We start from the raw sequence: 25,350 nt of genomic DNA, 5'->3' as shown, positions 1-25,350 counted from the left end.
CGGGAAGAGACCAGCGTTGCATGGCAAGCGATCAAGGGCACATGAGTCTGCAGCACGCCTGTGCCCGGGAATTGGATGAGTTCGAAGAATGGCGGAAAACCTGAATCACAGGTTCAGCGTGGCCCCGATGATGGACTGGACGGACCGGCACTGCCGGGCTTTCCATCGCCTCATGACGCGCCATGCGCTGCTCTATACCGAGATGGTGACTACCGGCGCCATTCTCTATGGCGACGCTGAGCGGCACCTGGCCTTCGATGCGGCGGAACATCCCGTGGCGCTGCAGCTGGGCGGGTCCGATCCGGCCGCCCTGGCGGAATCGGCGGCGGCGGGCGAGAGCTATGGCTACGACGAGATCAACCTCAACGTCGGCTGTCCCAGCGACCGCGTCCAGAACGGCCGCTTCGGCGCCTGCCTGATGGCCGAGCCCGAGCTGGTGGCGACCTGCGTAAGGGCGATGAAGAACGCGACCGCGCGTCCGGTCACGGTCAAGACACGCATCGGCGTCGACCACCGAGACAGCTACGAGGAACTCCGCGACTTCGTGGCCCGGGTGGCCGACGGCGGCTGCGAGACCTTCATCATCCACGCCCGCAAGGCCTGGCTGAAGGGGCTGAGCCCCAAGGAGAATCGCGAGATTCCGCCGCTCAGCTACGAAACAGTCTATCGCCTGAAGGCCGATTTCCCCGGCCTGGCCATCATCCTGAACGGCGGTGTGGAGAGCCTGGACCAGGCCGAAGACCAGCTGGCGCGTGTGGACGGCGTCATGCTGGGACGTGCGGCCTACAAGGACCCCTGGGTGCTGGCGGAGGTCGACCGACGCTTCTTCGGCAAAACACCGCCTGTCGGCTCACGCGAGGCAACCGCACGCAGGTTGCTGTCCTACCTGCAGCTGCAACAGGAAAGGGGCGTTCCGCCGCGTGCCATAACCCGTCACGTCCTGGGTCTGTTCAACGGGCAGCCCGGTGCGCGCCGCTGGCGGCAGGTGCTGAGCGATTCACGACGCCTTGAGCAGGCCGGACCGGAAATCCTGGAAGAGGCGCTTGCCGCCATGCAGCCCCAGCGCATCTACGCAGGGACTGAGGCTCAGCCGGCAGCCGCCCTGGCCCTGTAGCCAGGTTGACTTCACGCCCGCTATCACCAAACCTTTTGCGCCGAAGATCGGGGCGGAGCATCGCACAGCGACCGCTTTGCCGGACGGGCTGTTCCGAAAGGCCGCCCGCAGCCAGCCCCTCCCATTTTGCGCCGCTTACCCCTGGAGAGTCCCATGACCGTCACCGCCCGTGAAATCCATCTGAAAAGCCGTCCCGAGGGCCTGCCCTCCAGGGAGAACTTCGAACTGGTGGAGCGCCCGCTCGCGGCGCCGCAGGAGGGTCAGATCCTCGTGCGGAATCTCTGGATGTCGGTCGACCCCTACATGCGCGGACGCATGAACGACCGCAAGAGCTACATTCCGCCCTTCCAGCTCGGCGAAGCGCTCGAGGGCGGCGCCATCGGACGCGTCACCGAAAGCCGGGATGAACGCTTCCAGTCGGGAGACCTGGTCTCGCACTTTGCCGGCTGGCGCGACCAGGCCGTCGTGGATGCCGCAGGCACAAGAAAAATCGATGCCGACAAGGTCCCTGCCCAGGCCTACCTGGGTGTCCTGGGCATGCCGGGGCTCACCGCCTATGCCGGCCTGACCCGGATCGCGGAGCCCAAGGCACGGGAAACGATCTTCGTCTCCGCCGCAGCCGGGGCCGTGGGCGCGGTCGTCTGCCAGGTCGCCAAGCTGCGCGGCTGCCGCGTGGTTGGCTCGGCCGGCAGCCAGGACAAGATCGACTGGCTGCTTCAGGAGGCCGGCGTCGATGCCGTCATCAACTACAAGACCGTGGAGAACCTGCAGGCTGCGCTGGCCGAGGCCTGTCCCGACGGCATCGATATCTACTTCGACAATGTCGGCGGTGACCACCTGGACGCGGCCCTGGCCCTCGCCAATGAAGGTGCGCGGTTCGTGCTATGCGGCATGATCGGACAGTACAATGCCGGTTCCGAGCTGCCCGCCGTCCACAACCTCTTCCAGGCCGTGGGCAAGCGCATCAAGCTACAGGGCATGATCGTACGGGATCACTTCGACCTGCTGCCCGAATTCACGCGGGAAATGTCGCAGTGGATCGCTGGCGGACAGATCACCTGGCGCGAAACCGTCGTCGAAGGCCTGGAAAACGCACCCGAGGCCTTTATCGGACTCTTCCGGGGAGACAACACCGGGAAGATGCTCGTTGCGCTCGACAAATCCTGAATCGGGAGTGCCGACCTTGGCGCCGGTTCCGGATTCTTCACCTTCACGCCTTAACGATGCCGCATTCCCGGCCTTGCATGGAGAGCCTCGCACAGCAATCCTCTCTGCGGCTTTTCCGCCACAGGACAGGTAACAGGTTCGTTTTTTTGGATATTAGGACAGGCTGATCGCATGCGCCACTTGGCTATCTCGGGATCCTTTGCACTGGCGGCAGGTTTGCTTTGCCTCGGCCTGCCATTCTTGGCATCGGCCAAGGAAGACTGCCTTCAAGCGCTGGCCCAGCCCCAGGAAGCGCCCATGGTCGTCACCTTCTCTCCTGATTCCGCCGAACTGTCGGAGCGGGAGCGCAAGCGCCTTGAAACCTTCCTGAAGAATCCCAGCCACACCGATGATCTCTGCGTCATCGCCCAGCCGGAAATCTTCGGGGACACCGATTACAACAAGGCCCTGGCGCTCCGCCGAACGGAAGCCGTGGTACAGGCCCTTCGGGACAGCGGCCTGAAGGCCACGGCGGTGACACTGCTGCCGGGGGACTCGCGCGAAATGACCCACCACGCCATGGAACGGCGCATCCTGATCCTGGACGCGGAATAGCCGCTCAAACGTTATAAAACCCGGCTACAGGCGGAATAGTCGCGGTGAGGTTGCAACTTTTGCAAGACCACTCTTGCGATATGACGCAGCAATCGTTCAAATACTGCAAAAGACAAGACAGGCGTCACTGCGGTGGCGAAGAGGCACACGTGAACGAAGGAGACCGAGGACCATGCAGAAGAAGAAATCCCCCGGACAGATCCTGAGAGACGAAATCAGCCGCCGCCGCTTCATGGCCGGTGCTGCCGCTGTGGGCGTGACCTTCGGGGCCGGCGGGCGTCTGGCCTGGGCCCAGGAGGAAGAAAAGGAACTGAACTTCTATAACTGGGACACCTACATCGGCGAAACCACGCTGGAGGATTTCCGGGAAGAGACGGGCATCAACGTCTCCATGAGCCTCTTCGCCGACAACGACGAGCTCTTTGCCCGCCTGCGCGAGGGAAATCCCGGCTTCGATGTCATCGTTCCCTCCGACACCTACGTCGAGCGCATGATCCTGGCGGACATGCTGATGCCGCTGGATCACGCGAAGATCCCCAACTACGAGAAGAACATCGCGGCTCCCTTCAAGAACAATGTGGAGTTCGATCCGGGCCGCGAGCACTCCATGCCCTACATGTGGGGCACCATGGGCATCGGCTTCCGCAAGTCGCGGGTCGGCACCCCCGACAGCTGGAAGGTGGTATTCGATTCTGACGAGTTTGCCGGGCGCATCGCCTGGATCAGCGAAGCGGTTTCCATGATGGGCCAGGCCGCCATGTACCGCGGCTACTCCTACAACACCGACGATCCGGAGGAGATCAAGGCCGTCGAGGAGATGCTGATGGCCCAGAAACCCAACGTGAAGGTCATCGCCCCCGACACCGGACAGGACCTGCTGTTGTCCGGCGAGGTCGACCTGGCCGTCGAATGGTCGGGCGATATCGTCCAGGTCATGCGCGAGGATGACGACCTCTCCTACATCGTACCCAAGGAAGGCGGGCTGTTGTGGGAGGACTGCCTGTGCATTCCCAAGGACGCACCACACCCGAACAACGCACACGAATTCATCAACTATCTGCTGGACGCCGAGGTCGGGGCCGAGATCGCCGACTTCATCCGCTATGCCACGCCCAACGAGGCGGCCCGCGAATTGATGCCGGAGGACTACAAGGACAATCCCGCCATCTTCCCGCCGGAAGAGGTGCTGGAGGAATGCGAATCCGCGCTTTACCGCGGGGAAGAGGTCACCCGCATGCTCGAGGAATCCTGGACACGCATCCTCTCCTCCTGAATCCGACCATGGACGGGCCGCGTGGCATGACGCGGCCCGCCCGTCGTTCCTCTGTCCATTGATCCGCTGCCGAGGGGGCCCCGGGCGAACCACATGGAAAGCTGGCGCAAGCATCCGCTCCTATTCTGGCTGTTCCTCCTGCCGCCGGGCTTCTGGCTTGCCGCCTTTTTCCTTGCCCCGCTCAGTGTTGTCTTTGTCCTCAGCTTCGGCGAGAAGAGCGGCATCATCGGCATCGAGATCACCGGGACGCTGGACAACTATATCCGCGCCCTCGATCCGCTTTACCTGGGCATCATCTGGAAATCGATCCTGATCGCCGGCGGCGCCACGCTTGTCTGCCTGCTGCTCGGCTACCCGGTGGCCTTCGCCATCGCCTTCGCGCCGGCGCGCTGGAAAGCGCTGCTGCTGCTGATCGTGATCCTGCCCTTCTGGATCAATGTGCTGATCCGCACCTATTCCCTGATCGCCGTCTTCCGTGGGCGCGGCTTCGTCAACATGGCCTATGAATGGCTCTGGACGCGCGCCAACGACCTGCTTGCCCTGGCTGGGCTGGGCGACCAGAACCTGCTGGGCGAGTACTTCACGCCCTTGCCCCTGCTCTACAACAACTTCGCGGTGTCGGCCGGTCTGGTCTATGCCTTCCTGCCCTTCATGGTGCTGCCGCTCTACGCCAACATCGAGCGCATGGACCGCTCCTATATCGAGGCCAGCCTGGACCTGGGCGCCGGACACCTGCGCACCTTCCGCTCGGTCATCCTGCCGCTCACCTGGCAGGGTGCGCTGTCGGGCATCATCATCGTCTTCATCCCGGCTCTGGGCTACTTCTTCATCCCGGCCATACTCGGCGGCACCGACAGCCAGATGATCGGCAACGTCATCGAGCGCCAGTTCAAGGCGGCCAACGACTGGCCCTTCGGCGCGGCACTTTCGCTGCTGCTGATGTATGCCACCTTCGGCGCCCTGGCCCTGCGCGCCGTCCTGGCCGGGCGCAATGCGGAAGCAAGGGGGGGCGTATGAGCAGATCCAACTCTTCCCTGCTGGCGCCCCATTCGGAAAACGAAGCACGCAGGCCGCCACGGCAGCACCGCAAGCTGCCCCCCGGCCCCCTGGATTACAGCCGGCGCTGGTGGATGCGCCTGCCGCTCTTCCTCGTCTTCTTCTTCCTCTATGCGCCCATGGTTGTCCTGGTCGCCTTCAGCTTCAATGACAGCAAGCGCAACATCGTCTGGCAGGGCTTCACCACCGACTACTATGTCGCGGCCTTCAACAACACCGAATTGATGGAGGCCTTCATCAATTCCCTGACCATCGCGCTGATGAACACCGTCGTCGCGACCCTGCTTGGAACGCTGGTGGCGATTGCGCTCTGGCGCTTCCGCTTCCGGGGCCGCGCCGCTTTCGAGGGCCTGACGGCCCTGCCGATCGTGATTCCCGAGATCTGCATGGGCGTGGCCATGATGGCCTTCTTCGCCCGCATCGGCTGGCCGACGGACCTGCCCTGGCCGGTCAACCTGGTCAAGATTACCATTGCACATATCGCCTTTTCCTTTCCCTTCGTGGCGATCGTGGTGCGGGCCCGCCTGTCGAATTTCGATCGCGCGCTGGAAGAGGCCTCCACCGACCTGGGTGCCACGCAGTGGCAGAACATGCGCTACATACTGCTGCCGCACCTCAAGCCGGCCGTGATCGCAGGCGCGCTGATCGCCTTCACGCTGTCCCTGGACGACTTTGTCATCACCTTCTTCACCGCCGGCCCCAACACCATCACCCTGCCGGTGAAGATCTTCTCCATGGTCCGCTTCAGCGTGACCCCCGAGGTCAATGCCGCCTCGACCATCCTGATCCTGATCACCATCGTCACAGCGACCCTGGCCATGTGGCTGCAGGGGCGCAGCCTGATGCACCCCCTGCGCTCACGACAAACGGAGTAGGTCCCGATCATGTACGCTGCCTCCGAGCACAACGCCGACCAGCGGACCATCCTGTCCCTGCGCGGGGTCACCAAGGTCTTCGGCGACTTCACCGCCGTCGAGGATGTGAACCTGGACATCGCCGAGAACGAGTTCTTTGCCCTTCTGGGCCCCTCCGGCTGCGGCAAGACCACCCTGCTGCGCATGCTGGCCGGTTTTGAGATGCCGAACGCCGGGACCATTCACCTGGATGGCAAGGACATGAGCCTGCAGCCGCCCAACAGGCGACCGGTGAACATGGTCTTCCAGTCCTATGCCGTCTTCCCGCACATGAGCGTGCGCGAGAATGTGGCCTATGGCCTGAAGGTCGCCGGCGTGGGGCGCAGCGAAGCACGCGATCGGGTGGAAGAGGCCCTGCAACTCGTCAAGCTGGACAACCAGGCCGACAAGCAACCTGACCAGCTCTCCGGCGGCCAGCGCCAGCGCGTCGCACTGGCGCGCGCCCTGATCAAGCGTCCGCGTGTTCTGCTGCTGGACGAGCCGCTCTCGGCCCTGGACGCCAAGCTGCGCGAGGCCATGCAGATGGAACTTGTGCGCCTGCGCCATGCCCTGGGCATCACCTTCATCATCGTCACCCATGACCAGGACGAGGCCCTCTCCATGGCCGACCGCGTGGCCGTGATGAACGACGGGCAGGTGCAGCAGGTGGCCGCCCCGCTGACCCTTTACGAATACCCGACCCGGCGCTTCGTCGCCGACTTCATCGGCAAGATGAACCTCTTTAGCGGACGGCTGGAATCTCGGCATGAGGACCGGTTGGATGTGCGCGTCGCGGGCTTGGGCCCCATGACAGCACCCACCCAGGACAGCTCGATCTTCGAAGGGCGCGAAGAGGTGGACCTGGCCGTGCGTCCGGAAAAGGTGCGCGTCACGGCAGAGGCCCCCGAGGGCGAAAGCCGCGTGCGGCGCCAGGGCACCGTCAAGAATGTCGCCTACTACGGTGACATGAGCTATGTCTTCGTCACCCTGGACGGCGCCTTCACCATCAACGCCAACGTCCAGAACGAGGCCCGCCGCAACGATCCCGCCCTGCGGCCCGGCGACCGTGTCTGGTGCTCCTGGGAAGCACACGACATGCTGGTGCTGGCAGATTGACTTCCACCACGAACGCTCCTGCATAGCGTTGGGTGCAAGCCCTTTCTTCCCAAGAGAAGGAAAAGGCCCACACCCGTCAAAACGCTTCAAGTGCGCGATATCGAGACACCGCCATCCGCGAGCAGGGCCGTGCCGGTGGTGAAGCTGGAGGCATCTGAGGCCAGGTAAAGGGCCGAACGGGCAATCTCCTCGGGCGTGGCCATTCGCTTGAGAGCATGCAGGCCTTCCACGAAGGTGAGCAGCTCCGGTGTGGCGTCCGGGGCATTGGTGATGCTGGCCGGAGTGTCGGTGCCGCCGGGCAGCAGGGTATTCACCCGGATGCCCCTTGCCCCGTGCTCGACCGCCAGGCCACGCACCAGCCCGATCAGACCCGACTTGCTGGCGGCATAGGCCGTCATGCCCGGCATGCCGACGCTGTAGCCGACGAAGGTCGAGGTGAAGATAAGCGAGCCGCCGCCGCGTTCCAGCATCGCCGGCACCTGGTACTTCGCACCCAGAAACGCACTGGTCAGGTTGGTGTCCAGCATCTCCTGCCAGGAGGACAGGGACAGCTCCGTGGTTTCCAGCATATCGCCGACGACGCCGGCGTTGTTGAAGGCGATGTCCAGCCCCCCGAAACGCTCCCTGGCCACATCCACCAGGGCACGAGCATGCAACTCCTCCCGGACATCCCCGGCAAGGGCGCAGGCCTGCCCGCCGTCCGTTTCTATCTCGGCCACCAAGCTGTCGAGCTCGGCCTGGCGGCGTGCCGTGACAACCACCGTCGCCCCCTCTTGGGCAAAGAGTTTTGCCGTGGCACGGCCGATACCGGAACTGGCTCCCGTTACGAGTGCGGTCTTGTTCAATAAGATCATGATTTGCTCCTCTCACGAATGTGATCTTGCATGTGAGAGTCAAATCTCTCTCGATCGGCAGCATCCCCGCCATCCGCTTCTTGCGGCGGGAGCCAAAAGTTGTGTCGGCAGGTTACATCAGTACTGAAAAGGGCCTAGCCCTCTACCGTGCGTTCCAGGGCCGGCCAGCGGACCGCCAGGGTGGCGGCACGGGCCAGCATCAGGCTGACCATCGAGAACCAGAGACCGTGGTTCCCCCACAGCGGGACCGCCACGGCCAGGACCGCCAGGTAGACCAGCAGCGATGCGATCATGGCGTTGCGCATGGCCACCGTGCGCGTGGCGCCGATGAAGACGCCATCCAGTTGGTAGGAGGCCACGGCCACCAGCGGCATGGCCACCATCCAGGGCATGTAGGTCCCGGCCTGACGCAGGACCGGGTCCTGGTTCGTGTAGAGCGACAGGATGGCCTCGCCGGCCAGCCAGAACAGCAGGGAAACCGCCACCGCGGCCCCGGCGGCCCAGAGGCTGCTGACCCAGGCGGCCCGCCGGAACGAAGACCGCCGACGCGCACCAAAGGCCTGGCCGGCCAGCGCTTCGGCGGCATGTGCGAAGCCGTCCAGGCCGTAGGAGGTGAACTGCAGCAGGTTGATCAGGATGGCATTGGCCGCCAGCGTCACATCCCCCATTCGTGCACCGATCGCGGTGAACAGAACGAAGGCCGTCTGCAGGCAGGCCGTGCGGATCATGATGTCGCGGTTGACCCGGAACAGCGCCAGCAGGCGGGCGCGGGCGAACAGCCTGTGGCGGGAAACCAGGACCTGCTCTGGGCGCAGGCGCCGCCAGACCAGCACCAGCCCGAGCGTCACGGCCGTGTACTCCGCAATCACGGTGCCCAGCGCCACGCCCTCCACAGTCATGCCCAGGCCCAGCACGAAGAAGAGGTTGAGGGCGATGTTGAGCCCGTTGAGTGTCAACTGCACCGCCAGCACATGGCCGGCCCGGTCGATGCCCAGCAGCCAGCCGCTGATGGCATAGGTGATCAGGGTGGCCGGCGCCCCCCAGATGCGCAGGTCATAGTAGCGCTCGCCCAGGGCCGTCACCTCGGCACTGGGGTCGATCACGGCAAAGGCGAGAAGTCCCAATGGCCACTGCAGGACGATCAGGCCCAGTCCAAGGACGCCGCCCACCAGCGCGGCCCGCCAGATCACGGCGGCCCGTTCCACCGCATCCTCCGCCCCATGGGCCTGCGCGGCAAAGCCCGTGGTTCCCATGCGCAGGAACCCGAAGATCCAGTAGAAGACATTGAAGATCAGGGCGCCAACCGCCACCGCCCCCACATAGGACGGCCCCGGCATGTGCCCCATGACCGCCGTGTCCACCGCCCCCAGCAGCGGGATCGAAAGGTTGGACAGGATGACCGGGCCCGAAATGCGCCAGACCCTGCGCGACCAGTTCACCTCTGTGTCTATGCGCGCCTGCAAGAGCCCACTTCCCCCTCGTTGCGTCCAAACGGCATTTTCTTTGCCCGCATTCCATGCGAAAAGATCGCCATGAATGACGAGAGAGGCCGGTGTCCCGGCCCCGGGAGTTTCCGCGTTTAAAGGAAGATATGCGTATGTCCAGCACGATCCGTTCCCCCTACCTTCTCTTTCTCGGTGACGCCCCCGACCAGTTGGCGGCCAAGACCGCCGACGGCATCGCGCACTGGCGCAAGGACGGCTGCGTCGGCCAGCTGCGGCTCGAGGGCTGCCAGGCGGACGTGGGCCTGGCGGACCTGAGCCTGGAACAGGGCCGTGAAGCGGGGGCCAAGACCCTGGTGATCGGCGTGGCCAACCGCGGCGGGCGCTTCTCCCAGGTCTGGCTGGAGGTCCTGGGGCAGGCCCTGGAGATGGGCTACGACCTGGCTGCCGGGCTGCACAACCGGCTGGTGGATGTACCCGTCCTGGCGGAGCTGGCGGAAAAGCACGGACGCCAGCTCTGGGATGTGCGCCATCCCACCCAGGAGGTCGAGGTCGCCAACGGCAAGCCGCGCTCGGGCAAGCGGCTGCTGGCCGTGGGCAGCGACTGCTCCGTGGGCAAGATGTACACCACCCTGGCGCTCGAGCACGAACTGCAGCGCCGCGGCCTGAAAGCCGACTTCCGGGCCACCGGCCAGACCGGAATCCTGATCAAGGGCACCGGAATCTCCATCGATGCCGTGGTGGCGGATTTCATTTCGGGCGCGGTGGAATGGCTCTCGCCGGATAACGAACCCGACCACTGGGACCTGATCGAGGGCCAGGGGTCGCTGTTCCATGCCTCCTTCGCCGGGGTGTCCATGGGTCTGCTGCACGGTGCCCAGGCCGATGCCCTGGTGCTCTGTCACGAACCGACCCGCAGGCACATGCGGGGCCTGCCGGACTATCCCCTGCCCGACCTGAAGGTCTGCATGGACCGCAATCTGGAGGCCGCGCACCTGACCAATCCCGATGCGCGCTTCACCGGCATCGCGGTCAACACGGCGAAGCTGCCCGAGGACGAGGCCGATGCCTACCTGGAGCGCCTGGAGGACCGTTTCAGCCTGCCAGCCGTGGACCCTGTGCGCCACGGGGTCGGCAGCCTGGCGGACCGCCTGGAACAGGAATTCTGAGGCCGGCTCAGCGCCCGCCGATCACGCGCAGCACCGCGCCGGTTACATAGCCGGCGCCTGGCCCCAGCAGGTAGACAACGGGATCGGCGATCTCATCCGGTGTGGCGGCCCGTTTCAGCGGTATCTGCGGCGCCAGGCGTTGCGCCCGGTCCGGTGCACCGCCCGAGGCGTGCAGGTCGGTCTCGGTCAGGCCCGGCGCCACGGCATTCACGCGGATGCCCTCATCGGCACATTCGCGCGCCAGGCCGATCGTCAGGCTGTCCACGCCGCCCTTCGAGGCCGCATACCAGACGAACTCATGCGGCGCGCCGTTATAGGCCGATGGCGAGGAAATGTTGACGATCACGCCGCGGTTCCGGCTCATGCGACGCACCGCCTCGCGACAGCAATAGAGCGTTCCCGTCAGGTTGATGTCGATGGTCTGGCGAATGGTGTCCGGCGCCGCCTCGGCCAGGGACGAGATGCGGCCCGTCACTCCAGCGCAATTCACCAGGGCCGAAAGCCTCCCCAGTCTTTCCGTGCAGCGGTCGAACAGTTGCGCCACCGCCTGCGCATCGCTGACATCGGCCTGCACCGCTATGGCCCGGCGGCCCAGGGCCTCGACTTCACCGACCAGTTCCTCGGCCGCTCTGGAATCCCGGCTGTAGTTGATGCAAAGGTCATAGCCCTGGGCGGCCGCCCGCCGCACGACGGCCGCACCGATGCCGCGGCTGCCGCCGGTTACGAGAAGGACAGGGTTGGTCATTCATTGAATCCCGGATCTGGAAGGAACTGGTGGCGGCTCAACGCTCGCCGCTCACCTGTGGGGAGGTCCCGCTGACCGCACCGGCGTCCTGCAGGCGCTGCCATATCTCGTTGCCGGCGCGCGCCGCATGAACCTCGGCCAGGGACTTGGCCTGCGCGGCATTGCCGGACAGGACGGCGTCGGCGATCTCGGCATGCTCCTCCCAGACCCGCGGGCTGGCCGGGGCACGTCCCAGCGCTACCGACAGGGCCCGGCGCAGATGCGGCCAGGACTGCGCAGCCGTTTCCACCACCACCGAATTGCCGGACAGCTGATAGAGCTGGCGGTGAAAGGCAGCGTCCGCCGCCACCAGGTCCGCCACCGCGTTCGCCATCAGGGCCGCACGCCCTTCGGAGAGGACGGCCTGCAGCCGGTCGCGCTCGTGATCGCTCAGCTTAGCCGCCCGGCGTGCGGCCAGTTGGGCCGCCAGGCCGTCCAGCGCTACGCGCAGCTGATAGAAGGCGCGCACACGTTCGGCATCCAGCGGTGCCACCTGCAGGCCCTTGCGCCCCAGCTCGGTGAGCAGCCCCTGTTTCTTCAGCATGGCGAGCGCATGGCTGACCGGCTGGCGCGAGACACCCAGGCGCGCTGCCAGCTTTTCCTGGGCCAGGCGTTCGCCGGGCTGGATTTCGCCGGCCGTGATCGCGGCCAGCAGTTTCTCGTAGACCTGGTCGATCAGGGCCGGTTGCTGGGCCAACGGTTCCATGTCACCCCCATAATCAGGCTGCCTGCCTGCGGTATTTTCGCATACGGAATTCAATAATGCCGGAAAATTCCGGCGCAGGGAAGGCCGTCCAGACCAGCGCACCGCCTGATGATGCGGAATCCGTTTGACGCAGGGCCCGTGGTTTTCTAGGTTCCCCGTATTATCGCCACAGGTTGCCTGTCGGCTCCGAGGAGCTCCACCGGTCCGCGAGTTTTCGCGCAGCGGTGCGAAACCTGCTGTTCGGAGGTCCGGCCAGTCAATCCGACGGGAAGGAACGCATGTTCGAATCACTGCAGGAACGTCTCTCTGGCGTCTTTGAGCGCCTGACGAAACGCGGCGCGCTGAGCGAGGAAGATGTCTCCGAAGCGCTGCGCGAGGTTCGCGTCGCCCTGCTCGAGGCCGACGTTGCCCTGCCCGTCGTCAAGGACTTCATTGCCGGCGTCAAGGAAAAGGCCATTGGCCAGGAGGTCCTGCGCTCGGTGACCCCGGGACAGATGGTGGTCAAGGTCGTCCACGACCACCTCGTGGAGACCCTGGGCGGCTCGGACCCCGAGACCGGCGCCATCGACCTGGCGGCCCAGCCACCGGTCCCCGTCATGTTCGTGGGCCTTCAGGGCTCGGGCAAGACCACCTCCTGCGCCAAGCTGGCCAAGCGCCTGACCGAAAAGGACCGCAAGAAGGTCCTGATGGCCTCGCTGGACACCAGCCGTCCCGCGGCCCAGCACCAGCTGGCGGTTCTCGGCGAGCAGGCGGGCGTCGCCACACTGCCCATCGTCAGCGGCGAACCACCGCTGGCCATCGCCAAGCGCGCCATGAACACCGGCGCGCTGGAAGGCTATGACGTGGTCATGCTGGATACCGCCGGCCGCCTGTCCATCGACGAGGCCTTGATGAACGAGGTCGCCGAGGTGCGCGACGCCGTCAAGCCCAAGGAAACCCTGCTGGTCGCCGATGCCATGACCGGCCAGGATGCCGTCAATGTCGCCAGCACCTTCAACGAGCGCGTCGGCATCTCCGGCATCGTGCTGACCCGTGTGGATGGCGATGCGCGCGGCGGCGCGGCCCTGTCCATGCGCGCGGTCACCGGCCGCCCCATCAAGCTGCTGGGCGTGGGCGAAAAGCTGGACGCCCTCGAGAACTTCCATGCCGATCGTGTCGCCGGACGTATCCTGGGCATGGGCGACATCGTCTCGCTGGTCGAGAAAGCGGCCGAGAGCTTCGAGCAGGACGAGGCCGAGAAGATGGCCAAGAAGCTCGAGAAGGGCAAGTTCGACCTGGACGACATGGCCAAGCAGCTGAAGCAGCTCACCAAGATGGGCGGCATGCAGCAGCTGATGAACCTCATGCCCGGCATGGGCAAGATGCAGGAGCAGCTCAAGAACGCCAACGTGGACGACGGCATGGTCAATCGCCAGCTGGCCATCATCTCGTCCATGACCAAGAAGGAACGAGCCCACCCCGAGATCATCAAGGCCTCGCGCCGCAAGCGGATCGCGTCCGGCTCCGGCACCTCGGTGCAGGAGGTCAACAAGCTGCTGAAACAGTTTGCCGACGCCCAGAAGATGATGAAACGCGCCCGCAAGCTGGGCAAGAAGGGCATGATGCGCGGCGGCATGCCGGGCATGCCCCCCGGTGGCGGCATGGGCGGCCCGGGGGGCATGGGCGGTCCCGGCGGCATGGGCAGTGGCGGTGGCGGCGGCGGCCTGCCCCCCGGCCTCGGCGACATGAGCAACCCCTTCGGCGGCAAGAAATAGGATCACTACAGCCGGCCAGCCATCTGGCCAGGTCCGGCCACAAGACTTCGAACACGTGCTTATTAAGGAAAGAAAGGAAACCCGATGTCCCTGAAGATTCGCCTCGCCCGCGGCGGCGCCAAGAAGCGCCCCTTCTACTCCATCGTCGTGGCCGACACGCGCATGCCGCGCGACGGTCGCTTCAAGGAGAAGCTGGGCACCTACAACCCCATGCTGCCGCGTGAGCATGAGGAGCGCATTCGCCTGAACACCGAACGCATCCAGTACTGGCTGTCCCACGGGGCCCAGCCCACCGAGCGGGTGGCCCGCTTCCTGGCCGAGCGCGACCTGATCAAGGCGAAGCCGCGGCGCGAGCAGACCAAGAAGAGCCAGCCGGGCGCCAAGGCGCAGGAGCGCATGCGCGAAGACGAAGAGCGCCGCAAGCAGGCCGAGGAAGAGGCCGCTGCGGCCAGCGCAGAAGCTGCTGCCGAAGAGGCCCCCGCCGAGGAAGCCCCTGCCGAGGAAGCCCCTGCCGAGGAAGCTCCCGCCGAGGAAAGCAGCGAGGAAGCCAAGGCGTAACCTGGTGGTTGGACTGCAGAGGGCGGAGACTCCATGACTCCGGAAAAGCTTGTCTGTCTGGCCGCCATCGCGGGCGTTCACGGCGTGCGCGGCCAGGTCACGGTCAAGACCTTCACCGAGGAACCGGAGTCCGTGGCGGCCTACGGCCCCCTGCAGGACGAGGAAGGCAACAGCTACCGCCTGAACCTGAAGGGCCAAAAGAAAGGCATGCTGATCGCCGAAATCGAAGGCGTGAAGGACCGCAACGCCGCCGAGGCCCTGAAGGGCACGCGCCTCTATGTGACGCGGGACGCCCTGCCGCCGCCCGAGGATGCCGAGGAGTTCTACTTCGCGGACCTGATCGGGCTCGAGGCACGGGACAGGGAGGATAACTCCCTGGGATACGTCTCGGCGGTGTATAATTTCGGGGCCGGCGACCTGCTGGAACTGCGGGACGAGGATGGCGGCGAACGCATGCTGCCCTTTTCACGCGATGTCGTCCCTGATGTCGACCTGGACCGGGGACGCATCCTGGTGGACCCGCCGCCCGAGACCGAGGCAGGGTCCGGCCCGGAAGACGAGGAAAAAAACGCGCCGGAAGCCTGAGCGGGGCTGGACAAGCTCTCCGTGACAGGTCATAAAGCGCGGCTTCAAGGGATGGACAGTTGTGACGAGCTCGGGGACAGAACCACAGCCCTGGACGGCAACCGTCCTGACCCTCTTTCCGCAAGCCTTTCCCGGCCTGCTGGGGACCAGCCTGGCAGGAAAGGCCCTGGAAAGGGATCTCTGGCGGCTGGAAGCTCTGGACATCCGGGGCTTTGCGCGCGATAAACACCGCTCCGTGGATGATACCCCCTTCGGCGGCGGTGCCGGCATGGTGATGCGGCCGGACGTGGTCGGTGCAGCCATCGAGGCCAGCGCCGAACGGCCCGGTCCCTTGGTCTATCTCAGCCCTCGCGGGCGGACCTTCGACCAGGCCATGGCACGCGAGTTTGCGGGAGAACCCGGTCTGCGCCTGCTCTGCGGGCGTTACGAGGGGATTGATGAACGTGTGCTTCAGGCCAGCGGCACACGTGAAGTCAGCATCGGCGACTACGTCCTTTCCGGAGGCGAAGTGGCCGCACAGGTGATACTGGATGCCGTGGTTCGGCTTTTGCCCGGGGTCATGGGCAACCAGGACAGCGGTGGAGATGAGTCATTCGAAGGGGATCTGCTTGAGTATCCCCACTATACGCGACCCGCGGAATGGCAGGGGCGCAGCGTGCCGGAGGTTCTGCTTTCCGGCCATCACGAGAGGGTTCGCCAATGGCGGCGGGCCCGCGCAGAGGAAATAACCCAACAGCGGCGGCCGGACCTCTGGCACCGCTACCTTGAACGCCGCCGAACGGGCGGAAACGAGGAAGGATAGGACGAAGGCCATGAATACGATCGAACAGCTCGAGCAGGAGCAGATCGCCACACTGAACGCCAATGCCAAGGTCCCGCGCTTTGCGCCCGGTGACACTCTGCGCGTCAACGTGAAGGTTGTCGAAGGCTCTCGCGAGCGTGTCCAGGCCTTCGACGGGGTCTGTATCGCCCGCAAGAACCGCGGCGTGAATTCCTCCTTCACGGTGCGCAAGATATCCTACGGCGAAGGCGTCGAGCGTGTCTTCCCGCTCTACAGCCCGCGAATCGACAGCATCGAGGTGCTGCGCCGTGGCGACGTGCGCCGCGCCAAGCTCTACTACCTGCGCAACCTGCGCGGCAAGGCGGCTCGCATCGCCGAGAAGACCACGGGTCTGGCCGGCAAGATCGCCCAGAAAGAGCGCCAGGATCAGGCCGACCGCAAGGCGGGGCGCAAGTAGCTCCACTCTACCATCCGGCTGCCCTTCAAGGGCAGTCCATGGGACGATCGGGAACGCCGGCTGTCAAAGCCGGCGTTTTCTGTTTTCGGCCTGTCTTCGATCGCCTGTCCTGTGGATAAACTCGCTCTTCTCTCGTCTGCTGGAGTGTGCTTAAACTTGTTGTAACAAAACCTTCATAGTTGTGTCGTCAGACTATAACCTGGTCCTACTAAGAACCGGGAACCACAATCCGAACAGCAAGGAGAAACGCATGAGAACCCGAAAGACCACCCTGGCGGCCGCCACGGCCGCAACCACCCTTCTTCTGGCCTCGCCGGCCCTGGCCCAGACCGAGGTCCAATGGTGGCATGCCATGGGCGGCAGCCTGGGAGAACTTCTGGAAAACATCACGGACGGCTTCAACGCCAGCCAGGACGACTATGCCGTCAACCCGGTCTACAAGGGCGAGTACAATGACACCATGACCGGTGCCATCGCCGCCTTCCGTGCCGGCGAACAGCCGCATATCGTGCAGATCTACGAAGTCGGCACCGCGACCATGATGTCCGCCGAAGGCGCCATCCGCCCGGTCTACGAGGTCATGGAGAACTCCGAGATCGAATTCGATCCAGAGGCCTACCTGCCGGCCGTGACCGGCTACTACACGACCACCGAAGGCGACATGCTCTCCATGCCCTTCAACAGCTCGACGCCGGTCGTGTTCTACAACAAGAACGCCTTCGAGGAAGCGGGCCTGGACCCCGAACAGCCGCCGCGCACCTGGCCCGAGGTCGAGGAATACTCCCAGGCCCTGCTGGATGCCGGTTATGAATGCGGCTTCACATCCGGCTGGCTGTCCTGGGTGCAGTTGGAGAACTTCAGCGCTCTTCATAACGTGCCCTTCGTCACCGGAGAGAACGGCTTTGCCGGTACGGACATTGAGGCACGCTTCAACAGCGACCTGCACAAGAAGCACATCGGCAAGCTGGCCGAGTGGCAGGAGAATGGCATCTTCAGCTACGGTGGACGCTACAGCAACAGCCGGCCCAAGTTCATCGCCGGCGAATGCGCGATGTACATGGGATCCTCCGCCTCACGGGCCGCATTGAACGCCAATGTCGAAGACTTCGAGTTCGGCATTTCCATGCTGCCCTACTGGCCGGAAGCCGAAGGTGCCCCGCAGAACTCCATCATCGGCGGCGCTTCCCTCTGGGTCCTGGAAGGCCATTCCGACGAGGAATACGAGGCCGTTGCCGCATTCTTCGAATATCTCTCCTCCCCGGAAGTGCAGGCCGAATGGCACCAGGAATCGGGCTACCTGCCGATTACCCAGGCCGCGTACGAGCTGACCCAGGAGCAGGGTTATTACGAGGAGAACCCGGGCGCAGACATCTCCGTGGAGCAGATGAACCTGAACGAGCCCACGGAAAACTCCAAGGGCCTGCGCATCGGCAACTTCGTGCAGATCCGCGACATCATCAACGAGGAGTTTGAAGCGGCTTTCGCTGGCGAAAAATCCGCCTCTGATGCCCTCGACGATGCCGCAGAACGCGCCAATGGCGAAATGGAGAAATTCCACCGCCAGAACAACTGAGCGTTCGTCACGCGCTGACAACTTCGGCCGGAAGAGTATCAAGGACTCTTCCGGCCGGATTGTCTTTTCCCCCTAGTCGTTTTGCCAGACATCCGGCCACCGCATGCTGAAACGCGTTCACTTCCGCCGATCCTATCTGCCCTATCTGCTGGTCCTGCCGCAGATTGCAGTCACTCTGGTCTTCTTCATCTGGCCGGCGGCCCAGGCGCTCTATCAGTCGCTCCTGATCGAGGATGCCTTCGGGCTGAGCTATGAGTTTGTCTGGTTCGAGAACTTCATCGCCCTCTTTCGCGATGGCAATTACCTTCACTCTTTCCGGATCACCATCGTCTTCAGCGCCGCCGTCACCTTTTCCGCCATGGCGCTGGGCCTTTGCTTTGCCACCATGGCCGACCGTGTCATTCGCGGCTCCAGCGTCTACAAGACATTGCTGGTCTGGCCCTATGCCGTGGCTCCGGCGCTGGCCGGTGCGCTCTGGGCCTTCATGTTCGATCCCACGCTGGGGATCATTTCCGGGTTCCTGAAGACCGTCGGCTATGACTGGGACCACCGCCTGGATGGCACCGATGCCATGATGCTGATCATCGTGGCCGCCACCTGGAAACAGATCAGCTACAATTTCCTGTTCTTCCTGGCGGGGCTTCAGGCCATCCCTAAGTCGCTGACCGAAGCCGCCGCCATCGACGGTGCAGGACCCTTCAAGCGTTTCTGGACCATCATCTTTCCGCTGCTTTCGCCCACCACCTTCTTCCTGATGGTGGTCAACGTGGTCTATGCCTTCTTCGAGACCTTCGGCATCGTTCATGCCGTCACCGCCGGTGGTCCCTCGCGCGCCACCTCGATCCTGGTCTACAAGGTCTATCGCGACGGCTTCGTCGGACTCGACCTGGGCGGGTCCGCGGCCCAGTCGGTCATCCTGATGGCCATCGTGATCTCCCTGACCGTCTTCCAGTTCCGCTACATCGAGAAGAAGGTGCAGTACTGATGGTCGAGAACAATCGCTGGGTAAAGTTCTCCTCGCACCTGATCCTTCTGTTGGGGATCGCCGCTGTGGTTTTCCCCATCTACATCATGGTGATCGCCACGACCCACACCGGCCCGGCGCTTCAGCGCCCGCCCTTTCCGCTGCTTCCGGGGGACCAGTTCTTCGAGAACATGAAGCTGGTCCTGGGCGAAGGGCTCAGCACGGCCGGCGCACCGCCTGTCGCGCTGATGATGTTCAACTCCATGGTGATGGCCCTGGGCATCACCATCGGCAAGATCGCCATCTCGCTGCTGTCGGCCTATGCCATCGTCTATTTCCGCTTTCCTTTCCGGATGTTCTTCTTCTGGCTGATCTTCATCACGCTGATGCTGCCGGTCGAGGTGCGCATCCTGCCGACCTATGGCGTGGCCTCCAGCCTGAACCTGCTGAACAGCTACGTGGGCCTGACCCTGCCGCTGATCGCCTCGGCCACGGCGACCTTCCTCTTCCGGCAGTTCTTCCTGACGATTCCCGACGAGCTGCTGGAAGCCGCACGCATGGACGGCGCCAGTCCCATGCGCTTTTTCTGGGACGTGGTGCTGCCGCTGTCGCGGACCAACATCGCGGCGCTCTTCGTCATCCTCTTCATCTATGGCTGGAACCAGTACCTCTGGCCCCTGCTGGTCACCACGGACGAGCGCTACTACACCATCGTCATGGGCATCCAGCGCATGCTGAACGTCTCCGATACGGTCCCGGTGTGGAACGCCATCATGACCACGGCCATGCTGGGCATGATCCCGCCGGTGATCGTGGTCCTTCTCATGCAGCGGCTCTTCGTCAAGGGCCTGGTGGAAACCGAGAAATAGGAACAAGTGTTATGGCCGAGCTGCGGCTGGACAATGTCATCAAGGAATTCGGTGAGGTCCGCGTCATCCACGGCGTGGACCTGAAGGTGCAGGACGGCGAGTTCGTCGTGGTCGTGGGACCCTCGGGCTGTGGCAAATCCACCCTGCTGCGCATGGTGGCCGGCCTGGAGGAGGTCTCCGGCGGCGAGATTCACATCGACGAGAGGATGGTCAACCGTGTCGAGCCCAAGGACCGGGACATCGCCATCGTCTTCCAGAACTATGCGCTCTATCCGCACATGTCCGTGCGCCAGAACATGGCCTATGGCCTGAAGATCCGGAAGTTCCCGAAGCAGGAAATCGAACAGCGCGTCAACGACGCCGCCGACCTGCTGCAACTTGGCGAATACCTGGACCGCCGGCCCAACCAGCTCTCGGGCGGACAGCGCCAGCGCGTGGCCATGGGCCGGGCCATCGTGCGCGAGCCGTCCATCTTCCTCTTCGACGAGCCGCTGTCGAACCTGGACGCCAAGCTGCGCGTGCAGATGCGTGTGGAGATCCGCCAGCTCCAGCGTCGCCTGGGCACCACGTCGCTCTATGTCACCCACGACCAGGTCGAAGCCATGACCATGGCCGACCGCCTGGTGGTGATGAATGCCGGCGTGGCGGAACAGATCGGCACCCCGCTGGAGATCTACGAAAGGCCGGCTTCCATCTTCGTGGCCGGCTTCATCGGCTCACCCTCGATGAACTTTGTCGAGGGGCGGATCGCGGCGGACCGTCAATCGGTGGTCATCGGCCAGGATTTCTCCATCCCGCTGCCCCAGGTGACCGACGCCATCCAGGCCGATCAGCCGGTGACCGTCGGCCTGCGCCCCGAGGACCTGCACCTGACCCAGGAAAGCCCGGACGAGGCCAGCCTGCCCCTGACCGTGGACCTCGTGGAGGTGCTGGGAGCCGATACCCTGCTGCATGGACAGGTTCCGCACCTGGATACGCTGATCATCGCCCGCCTGTCCGGCGTGCCCCAGGTCAAAAATGGCGAGGTGGTGCACCTGGCATTCCGGCCACGCAGACTGCACCTCTTCGACCGCGACAGCGGCAAGAGCCTCTATTACGGGCAGAACGCCGCCTGAGCTGGCTACAACCAGGCGGCCAGCATGTCCGGGCGATCGGTGATGATGGAATCGACGCCGGCCGAGAAGAGGATCTTGGTGGTTTCGATATCGTTGACGGTATAGGCCGCCGCCTGCGCCCCCAGTAGCTGCACATCCATGGCCCGGGTCTTGCCGAAGGCAGCGAAGTTGCCGTGAACGCTATAGGCCTTCAGTTCCTTCACGGCCTCTTTCCAGCCATCCTCGAAATGATGCGTCAGAAGCGCCCGCGGCCAGTGCGGCGCCTGCTCCTGGGCCAGGTCCAGGCAGAGGCGCTGGAAGCTGGAGATCACCACCAGCGGTGCGTCTTCCGACCAGTGCGCCGCCAGGACCTCGAGCGTCTTCAGCGCCGTTTCCCGTTCGCGGCCGGGACAGGGCTTGATCTCCACATTGACGGCGATGTCGTTCTCGCGGAAATAGTCCAGCGTGTCCGACAGCAGGGGCACGCGCGTGCCCTCGTACTCCGGGGCGAACCAGCGCCCGGCATCCAGCTTCGCGATGGCCTCATAGGAGGTTTCGGCCACGGCCCCCTGGCCGTCCGTCGTGCGCTCCAGGGTCTCGTCATGGAAGACGATCACGTGGCTGTCCGAGGTCAGCTTGGCGTCCAGCTCGATCATGCGCACGCCGGTTTCCACCGTCTTGCGAAAGCCGGCCAGCGTGTTCTCGGGCGCCAGGCCGGCCGCCCCGCGATGCCCGATGATCTTCGGCAGTTTCTTCATTCCCTGGATCTTCCCCTCTTGTTTCATGGGCCGCCTTGTCCCGGCTGGGCGGCCTGGCAAGCAAAAGGAGCTATCACAGCCCCGGCATCAGGTCCATGATTCTGCCCGCGCAAATGAAACAGCCCCGCCCCCGGCAAGCGGGAACGGGGCCTGATTCGCCATTCGTCTGTAACGGGCCTCAGCTGCTGGGCGTATCGGACTCGGCTTCGTCCAGGTCCTCGACCAGAACTTCCACCTCGACACTGCCGGCCTTCTCGAAGGTCAGCGTCATGTGGAAGTGATCGCCGGCGCGGTATTCGCCTTGCAGGTCCTCCAGGACGATCTGCACGCCGCCGGGCTGCAGGGTGACGGACTCGCCGGCCGGCACGCCGATGGCCGCGACCGGGCTCATGCTGTAGTTGCCGTCTTCGTCCATGACCGGCGCACGGAAGCTGGACCCATTGGCAAAGTCCACCTCGGCGTCGACCAGGCGATCGCCTGCCTCACCGGTGTTCTCCAGGGTCAGGTAGACGGCATTGGCGTGGGCGTTGGCCGCGTTCTCCACGGTCCAGGCATGGCTGACCACCATGTTGGCGGCCGCGGAACGCTCACCGTCGTGGTGGGCAAAGGCGGCGGAAACACTTCCGGCGAGAGCCAGGAAGACTGTCAGTATGAGAATGCGCATAGCTCTTGGACTCCGGTCTTCTTGTAATAACAGCGACCTGAAATAGGGAGTAGGGCCAGGAAGTGAACGCCGTGCGGCGGCAATCAAATCTCCTTCGTGTCCGGACACACCCCGTTCCGGTCGGATGAATTCTTCTGTGCCATGGCAGGTCTCCTGACTTGCGGCTCGTCGGTCCGACCGTCTTGCCTTCCCGGCCATCAATAACAGCCAGTGACTCCAGCGACGGTCAACGCACCGCTCACAGTTGCGGGGGCAGCCCCGGTCTTTCACCGGGTTCCCTTTTCATTCCCGGCCTGACGGAGCCAGCCCCGCCCCACCGGAAAACCATGACAGCGACAGAGGATCGCAGAACAGGCGCGCGCTGTCCAGCGCCACGCCACCAACGCCCGCACCCGCCTCGTCCGCCTGCATTTCAGGACACCAGAGCGGGTTGCAGGAGCCCGGCGCTTGCGCTAGGTTCCGCGCCTGCTCGACCCGGTCGCGAAAAGGCTGCCAGACAGCCCGGCGACCAGAGCCGCGGAGAGGTGCCGGAGCGGTCGAACGGGGCGGTCTCGAAAACCGTTGTAGGGTACCCCCCTACCGAGGGTTCGAATCCCTCCCTCTCCGCCATTAACCTACTGAAGATACTACGAAAATCGAGACATTAGAAAGAGCAGATTGTCACGCTGGGCAATTCGGTTGTTCTCGCTATGTCCGCTGTTTACGCCTGATTTACGGCCTGGCGGCGTAAACATAGCGTAAACTATGTTGACACTCTGAGACCGAGAAAATTTTTCGGCGTCCCGTCTCAGCCAGCCTCGAAGTTCAGTTCATACCCCACACCAAGACTGTGTTGGAATTCATCCTAAATCGGCATTGTTTCTTCTGAATACGGTACGTCTACATATAAAGTTCCATCATCCTGATGGATCAGAATAATCCCGCCCATTTCCAGAGCGTCACGGGCGATGTCCTTCAACGGATCGAAGACAGTAAGCGATTCCCAAGAATCAGCCGTATTCCAGAGTTCACGGAGGGCCTCTACCATCCGCTCTATGAACGGCGCATACTCGCTTTTGGCAACACATTCTCGGGCTGTGGGTACTGCACTCCAATCTTCGTCGCGGCCATCCAGATGTCCTGACAGATAGGCAGCAAATCGCAGTGGCTCGCAAAGTGGCCGCCCAGCTTCTTCCAGGAGGCGATTGATCTCACCGTGCACGCGATAGTCTCGTATCCTCTCATTAGCTTGGGTGCGGGCCACATCCAAAGCTCCGACAAAGCATTCCTCATAGGCGGAGGCCTCTTCATCTCCAAAGATGGCACTCAATCGGCAGGCGGCATACTCAGACCACAATGCATCCGTGATGCTGGACAGGACCGCTTCTTCGTAGTCTGTGATAACGGGCTGGAGAATTGTGCCAGGAAAACGCTCGTCGCGATGTAGTAGTTCCTCGACATGTGCACATTCATGGGCGATCAGATAGAGCGCGTTCTTGAAACCCTCCTGAGCTTCATCCTGAATTGGCAGCACCATGGGGGCATTAAAAACAAGGTGGCATTTAATCACGCCATCTCGAATGACTGCCGGGGCCATGCCAACACCCAGCACCCGGTCATCCGTGGTTGGTGTCAGGGGGTGCATCGCTTCATAGCCTCGATCCAACGCAGCAAGTGCTTTGTCATAATCAAAGGCGACCGTAATTCCATCGAGACGGCTGAGGTCAATGTAACGACTGATCGCCCGCACCGTGTACGCAATATAATACGCAAAATCCTGAGCGTCCGTGGTGTCCTGGAAGCCGTTCACAGATACTGGGATCTTTTCCGGTGCGGTCTCTTGCAGGTCCTCTTCTTCGTCCATGTAATCCAACCTTATCGGGTTGAGAAAGACCACCAGAGAGAAGCTGAACATTAATGTTGTAAAATGTGAACACCCTTATAAGGGGTCGTTAAACCGTTATAGGGTTAATAGCCCTATCGGGAGTTCGAATCCCCCTCCCTCCGCCATTTACTCCCAAGGCTCTGAAAAATAAGAGAAAATTAGGACAGCAGAGGTCCTGGTATCGTTAACGCGTCCGTATGTGCGGCGTGAAGCCCCCTGCTTGCGCGACTTTCCCGAGGCAACAATGAGGCAACAAATTTTGAGAGTGGCTACCGTGGAGATAACCGGATTTGCCGTAGGCCAAGGCGGAACGCCCGCGCATGATCGTAGGGAAGGTGAAGGTTTCCTAGGATTGTCATAATATCCATTTCCCGCCATGCGGAGGCGCCAATCTTGAGGAAGAAGGAGGAGGAGCGGGCAGTCTTGAAGGGGCAAAACAGTAACTCTGTGGACAAAGTTAATCTTATTATGCTTTGATCTAGCAAGAGTACAAAAATTAGCAAGGGAGGGGACATGCAATACCTACCAATAGCTTTTGAGCAATTGGAGTTTTCCCGCAGTCTCTTGAATTGCAGAATCAAAGGAAAAATAAATATTGATGAGGTGGATAATGCAATTAATAAGAATCAAGATGGCCCATTAAAAACCTTAAAAAATAACTTAACTATAACTTTTGGGGCAGCGGCAATTACATTGAATAGAGTGCGCGAAGAACTAAATATTCCACTTCCAGAAACAATTGATAGCGAAAATGATCAATGTGTTTCTCTAATTTACCAGATCCGCAATGCATTTGCACATGATATCGCTGAACCGAAGTGGTGGATAACTAAAGAGAGGTTTCGTCGTGAATATAGATTTGGTAGAATGCATTTTGATCTAACAGATCTGCATGGTACGGCTTTTAACTACGAGCACATCCACGGAATCGATACATTCTTTTGTATAAAGGAATATTTTGAGAATGAATTTGATATCTTCTATTATCCGAGAAATTAAATCATAAGATTCCTTCCAGTTCTCGGAATGGCCACACTATTAAATGCTAAATTTCAAACAACTAATTCTGGAGGGCGCGCGGAAGTCAATCACTCACCTTTTGTTTTTTGGTGAGCTGGCTCAGAAAGGAGCGGGTCCCCGGGGTTTGGCTCGTGACTGATCACAGCGTTGTTGCTGCGGCCCTGCTACCGTTAGCGCAGCCACATATGAGCTGCGAAGACCCCCGCTTGAGCGGGGCTCACGAGCACAACAATTTTGGACA

At 62.8% G+C, this 25,350-nt stretch carries 25 protein-coding genes, 1 tRNA gene and 1 riboswitch; of the genes, 19 read left to right on the top strand and 7 right to left on the bottom strand.

Features of this window, described 5'->3' with window-relative positions:
- The first annotated feature begins 88 nt into the window (after positions 1–88).
- From dusA to BP38_RS0108270, 7 genes are all read left to right on the top strand, one after another.
- The gene (dusA, locus tag BP38_RS0108300) at positions 89–1,114 is read left to right on the top strand and encodes a tRNA dihydrouridine(20/20a) synthase DusA (protein WP_035724272.1); all 1,026 of its coding nucleotides are present in this window, start codon (positions 89–91) and stop codon (positions 1,112–1,114) included.
- A gap of 153 nt (positions 1,115–1,267) precedes the next feature.
- Positions 1,268–2,281 carry an NADP-dependent oxidoreductase gene (locus tag BP38_RS0108295; RefSeq protein WP_026987350.1) on the top strand — a complete coding sequence of 338 codons (1,014 nt, stop codon included), beginning with the start codon at positions 1,268–1,270 and terminating at the stop codon, positions 2,279–2,281.
- A gap of 171 nt (positions 2,282–2,452) precedes the next feature.
- The gene (locus tag BP38_RS0108290) at positions 2,453–2,875 is read left to right on the top strand and encodes an OmpA family protein (RefSeq protein ID WP_026987349.1); all 423 of its coding nucleotides are present in this window, start codon (positions 2,453–2,455) and stop codon (positions 2,873–2,875) included.
- Between the two features lie 172 nt (positions 2,876–3,047).
- Positions 3,048–4,148, top strand: a complete 1,101-nt coding sequence (locus BP38_RS0108285; protein WP_035724270.1) for an ABC transporter substrate-binding protein — start codon at positions 3,048–3,050, stop codon at positions 4,146–4,148.
- A 93-nt stretch (positions 4,149–4,241) separates the two neighbouring features.
- Positions 4,242–5,165, top strand: coding sequence for an ABC transporter permease (locus tag BP38_RS0108280; RefSeq protein WP_026987347.1), 924 nt, complete (start codon positions 4,242–4,244; stop codon positions 5,163–5,165).
- Complete coding sequence (locus BP38_RS0108275; RefSeq protein ID WP_081816541.1) at positions 5,162–6,079, top strand: ABC transporter permease; 918 nt, start codon at positions 5,162–5,164, stop codon at positions 6,077–6,079. Before BP38_RS0108280 ends, BP38_RS0108275 begins: the two co-directional genes overlap by 4 nt.
- Before the next feature lie 9 nt (positions 6,080–6,088).
- Entirely contained in the window at positions 6,089–7,213 is a 1,125-nt protein-coding gene (locus BP38_RS0108270) for an ABC transporter ATP-binding protein (RefSeq protein WP_026987345.1), read from the top strand.
- 86 nt (positions 7,214–7,299) lie between these two features.
- On the opposite strand, the gene BP38_RS0108265 is transcribed toward BP38_RS0108270, so the two are convergent.
- Positions 7,300–8,067, bottom strand: coding sequence for an SDR family oxidoreductase (locus tag BP38_RS0108265; protein ID WP_035724268.1), 768 nt, complete (start codon positions 8,065–8,067; stop codon positions 7,300–7,302).
- A gap of 134 nt (positions 8,068–8,201) precedes the next feature.
- Positions 8,202–9,530, bottom strand: coding sequence for an MATE family efflux transporter (locus tag BP38_RS0108260; protein ID WP_245602363.1), 1,329 nt, complete (start codon positions 9,528–9,530; stop codon positions 8,202–8,204).
- Positions 9,531–9,664: 134 nt separating this feature from the next.
- On the opposite strand from BP38_RS0108260, the gene dgcN reads away from it, so the two are divergent.
- Positions 9,665–10,678 (top strand): N-acetyltransferase DgcN, encoded by a 1,014-nt coding sequence (dgcN, locus tag BP38_RS0108255; RefSeq protein WP_035724266.1) that lies wholly within the window; start codon positions 9,665–9,667, stop codon positions 10,676–10,678.
- A gap of 7 nt (positions 10,679–10,685) precedes the next feature.
- On the opposite strand, the gene BP38_RS0108250 is transcribed toward dgcN, so the two are convergent.
- Both BP38_RS0108250 and BP38_RS0108245 read right to left on the bottom strand, forming a co-directional pair.
- On the bottom strand, positions 10,686–11,423 hold the full coding sequence (locus tag BP38_RS0108250; RefSeq protein WP_026987341.1) for an SDR family NAD(P)-dependent oxidoreductase: 738 nt from the start codon (positions 11,421–11,423) through the stop codon (positions 10,686–10,688).
- Positions 11,424–11,460: 37 nt separating this feature from the next.
- The gene (locus BP38_RS0108245; protein WP_026987340.1) at positions 11,461–12,168 is read right to left on the bottom strand and encodes a GntR family transcriptional regulator; all 708 of its coding nucleotides are present in this window, start codon (positions 12,166–12,168) and stop codon (positions 11,461–11,463) included.
- Positions 12,169–12,446: 278 nt separating this feature from the next.
- Here BP38_RS0108245 and ffh point away from each other — a divergent pair, with 278 nt between their 5' ends.
- The 9 genes from ffh (at position 12,447) to BP38_RS0108200 (ending at position 20,824) form a co-directional block, all read left to right on the top strand.
- Positions 12,447–13,922: a signal recognition particle protein gene (gene ffh, locus BP38_RS0108240; RefSeq protein WP_026987339.1), complete on the top strand. Its 1,476-nt coding sequence runs from the start codon at positions 12,447–12,449 to the stop codon at positions 13,920–13,922.
- A gap of 84 nt (positions 13,923–14,006) precedes the next feature.
- Positions 14,007–14,480: a 30S ribosomal protein S16 gene (gene rpsP / locus BP38_RS0108235; protein ID WP_026987338.1), complete on the top strand. Its 474-nt coding sequence runs from the start codon at positions 14,007–14,009 to the stop codon at positions 14,478–14,480.
- Between the two features lie 33 nt (positions 14,481–14,513).
- Complete coding sequence (gene rimM, locus BP38_RS19715; protein ID WP_035724264.1) at positions 14,514–15,065, top strand: ribosome maturation factor RimM; 552 nt, start codon at positions 14,514–14,516, stop codon at positions 15,063–15,065.
- A gap of 61 nt (positions 15,066–15,126) precedes the next feature.
- A complete protein-coding gene (gene trmD / locus BP38_RS0108225; RefSeq protein ID WP_051609123.1) occupies positions 15,127–15,867 on the top strand; it encodes a tRNA (guanosine(37)-N1)-methyltransferase TrmD in 741 nt (246 codons plus the stop codon).
- A 10-nt stretch (positions 15,868–15,877) separates the two neighbouring features.
- Positions 15,878–16,303, top strand: a complete 426-nt coding sequence (gene rplS, locus BP38_RS0108220) for a 50S ribosomal protein L19 (RefSeq protein WP_026987336.1) — start codon at positions 15,878–15,880, stop codon at positions 16,301–16,303.
- 250 nt (positions 16,304–16,553) lie between these two features.
- Positions 16,554–17,876 carry a sn-glycerol-3-phosphate ABC transporter substrate-binding protein UgpB gene (ugpB, locus tag BP38_RS0108215; protein WP_051609122.1) on the top strand — a complete coding sequence of 441 codons (1,323 nt, stop codon included), beginning with the start codon at positions 16,554–16,556 and terminating at the stop codon, positions 17,874–17,876.
- 103 nt (positions 17,877–17,979) lie between these two features.
- Complete coding sequence (gene ugpA / locus BP38_RS0108210) at positions 17,980–18,861, top strand: sn-glycerol-3-phosphate ABC transporter permease UgpA (RefSeq protein WP_026987334.1); 882 nt, start codon at positions 17,980–17,982, stop codon at positions 18,859–18,861.
- Complete coding sequence (gene ugpE / locus BP38_RS0108205) at positions 18,861–19,709, top strand: sn-glycerol-3-phosphate ABC transporter permease UgpE (RefSeq protein WP_026987333.1); 849 nt, start codon at positions 18,861–18,863, stop codon at positions 19,707–19,709. Before ugpA ends, ugpE begins: the two co-directional genes overlap by 1 nt.
- Positions 19,710–19,720: 11 nt before the next feature.
- The gene (locus tag BP38_RS0108200) at positions 19,721–20,824 is read left to right on the top strand and encodes an ABC transporter ATP-binding protein (RefSeq protein WP_026987332.1); all 1,104 of its coding nucleotides are present in this window, start codon (positions 19,721–19,723) and stop codon (positions 20,822–20,824) included.
- A gap of 5 nt (positions 20,825–20,829) precedes the next feature.
- Here the strand turns inward: BP38_RS0108200 and BP38_RS0108195 are convergent, their stop codons facing one another.
- Both BP38_RS0108195 and BP38_RS0108190 read right to left on the bottom strand, forming a co-directional pair.
- Positions 20,830–21,588: a glycerophosphodiester phosphodiesterase family protein gene (locus tag BP38_RS0108195; RefSeq protein ID WP_051609121.1), complete on the bottom strand. Its 759-nt coding sequence runs from the start codon at positions 21,586–21,588 to the stop codon at positions 20,830–20,832.
- Between the two features lie 151 nt (positions 21,589–21,739).
- The gene (locus tag BP38_RS0108190) at positions 21,740–22,225 is read right to left on the bottom strand and encodes a copper chaperone PCu(A)C (protein WP_026987330.1); all 486 of its coding nucleotides are present in this window, start codon (positions 22,223–22,225) and stop codon (positions 21,740–21,742) included.
- Positions 22,226–22,351: 126 nt separating this feature from the next.
- Positions 22,352–22,569, bottom strand: a riboswitch (cobalamin riboswitch).
- Between the two features lie 174 nt (positions 22,570–22,743).
- Between BP38_RS0108190 and BP38_RS0108180 the strand changes: the two genes are divergently transcribed.
- Positions 22,744–22,834 (top strand) — tRNA-Ser (locus BP38_RS0108180).
- Between the two features lie 235 nt (positions 22,835–23,069).
- Here BP38_RS0108180 and BP38_RS19710 read toward each other — a convergent pair.
- Positions 23,070–24,068, bottom strand: a complete 999-nt coding sequence (locus tag BP38_RS19710) for a hypothetical protein (protein ID WP_155992309.1) — start codon at positions 24,066–24,068, stop codon at positions 23,070–23,072.
- A 534-nt stretch (positions 24,069–24,602) separates the two neighbouring features.
- Here BP38_RS19710 and BP38_RS22560 point away from each other — a divergent pair.
- Complete coding sequence (locus BP38_RS22560; RefSeq protein ID WP_155992307.1) at positions 24,603–25,088, top strand: hypothetical protein; 486 nt, start codon at positions 24,603–24,605, stop codon at positions 25,086–25,088.
- Positions 25,089–25,350: the final 262 nt, after the last annotated feature.

Source organism: Fodinicurvata fenggangensis DSM 21160 (assembly GCF_000686045.1).
In the GTDB taxonomy this organism is placed as follows: Bacteria; Pseudomonadota; Alphaproteobacteria; order Kiloniellales; family DSM-21159; genus Fodinicurvata; species Fodinicurvata fenggangensis.
The sequence above is the reverse complement of the archived record's forward strand: the minus strand, read 5'-3'. Positions and strand labels throughout refer to the sequence as shown.

Bases quoted from the DNA above. Each gene is read 5' to 3' on its own strand.
- dusA (WP_035724272.1), top strand. From the start codon at position 89: ATGGCGGAAAACCTGAATCACAGGTTCAGCGTGGCCCCGATGATGGAC.
- BP38_RS0108295 (WP_026987350.1), top strand. From the start codon at position 1,268: ATGACCGTCACCGCCCGTGAAATCCATCTGAAAAGCCGTCCCGAGGGC.
- BP38_RS0108290 (WP_026987349.1), top strand. From the start codon at position 2,453: ATGCGCCACTTGGCTATCTCGGGATCCTTTGCACTGGCGGCAGGTTTG.
- BP38_RS0108285 (WP_035724270.1), top strand. From the start codon at position 3,048: ATGCAGAAGAAGAAATCCCCCGGACAGATCCTGAGAGACGAAATCAGC.
- BP38_RS0108280 (WP_026987347.1), top strand. From the start codon at position 4,242: ATGGAAAGCTGGCGCAAGCATCCGCTCCTATTCTGGCTGTTCCTCCTG.
- BP38_RS0108275 (WP_081816541.1), top strand. From the start codon at position 5,162: ATGAGCAGATCCAACTCTTCCCTGCTGGCGCCCCATTCGGAAAACGAA.
- BP38_RS0108270 (WP_026987345.1), top strand. From the start codon at position 6,089: ATGTACGCTGCCTCCGAGCACAACGCCGACCAGCGGACCATCCTGTCC.
- BP38_RS0108265 (WP_035724268.1), bottom strand. From the start codon at position 8,067: ATGATCTTATTGAACAAGACCGCACTCGTAACGGGAGCCAGTTCCGGT.
- dgcN (WP_035724266.1), top strand. From the start codon at position 9,665: ATGTCCAGCACGATCCGTTCCCCCTACCTTCTCTTTCTCGGTGACGCC.
- BP38_RS0108250 (WP_026987341.1), bottom strand. From the start codon at position 11,423: ATGACCAACCCTGTCCTTCTCGTAACCGGCGGCAGCCGCGGCATCGGT.
- BP38_RS0108245 (WP_026987340.1), bottom strand. From the start codon at position 12,168: ATGGAACCGTTGGCCCAGCAACCGGCCCTGATCGACCAGGTCTACGAG.
- ffh (WP_026987339.1), top strand. From the start codon at position 12,447: ATGTTCGAATCACTGCAGGAACGTCTCTCTGGCGTCTTTGAGCGCCTG.
- rpsP (WP_026987338.1), top strand. From the start codon at position 14,007: ATGTCCCTGAAGATTCGCCTCGCCCGCGGCGGCGCCAAGAAGCGCCCC.
- rimM (WP_035724264.1), top strand. From the start codon at position 14,514: ATGACTCCGGAAAAGCTTGTCTGTCTGGCCGCCATCGCGGGCGTTCAC.
- rplS (WP_026987336.1), top strand. From the start codon at position 15,878: ATGAATACGATCGAACAGCTCGAGCAGGAGCAGATCGCCACACTGAAC.
- ugpB (WP_051609122.1), top strand. From the start codon at position 16,554: ATGAGAACCCGAAAGACCACCCTGGCGGCCGCCACGGCCGCAACCACC.
- ugpA (WP_026987334.1), top strand. From the start codon at position 17,980: ATGCTGAAACGCGTTCACTTCCGCCGATCCTATCTGCCCTATCTGCTG.
- ugpE (WP_026987333.1), top strand. From the start codon at position 18,861: ATGGTCGAGAACAATCGCTGGGTAAAGTTCTCCTCGCACCTGATCCTT.
- BP38_RS0108200 (WP_026987332.1), top strand. From the start codon at position 19,721: ATGGCCGAGCTGCGGCTGGACAATGTCATCAAGGAATTCGGTGAGGTC.
- BP38_RS0108195 (WP_051609121.1), bottom strand. From the start codon at position 21,588: ATGAAACAAGAGGGGAAGATCCAGGGAATGAAGAAACTGCCGAAGATC.
- BP38_RS0108190 (WP_026987330.1), bottom strand. From the start codon at position 22,225: ATGCGCATTCTCATACTGACAGTCTTCCTGGCTCTCGCCGGAAGTGTT.
- BP38_RS19710 (WP_155992309.1), bottom strand. From the start codon at position 24,068: ATGGACGAAGAAGAGGACCTGCAAGAGACCGCACCGGAAAAGATCCCA.
- BP38_RS22560 (WP_155992307.1), top strand. From the start codon at position 24,603: ATGCAATACCTACCAATAGCTTTTGAGCAATTGGAGTTTTCCCGCAGT.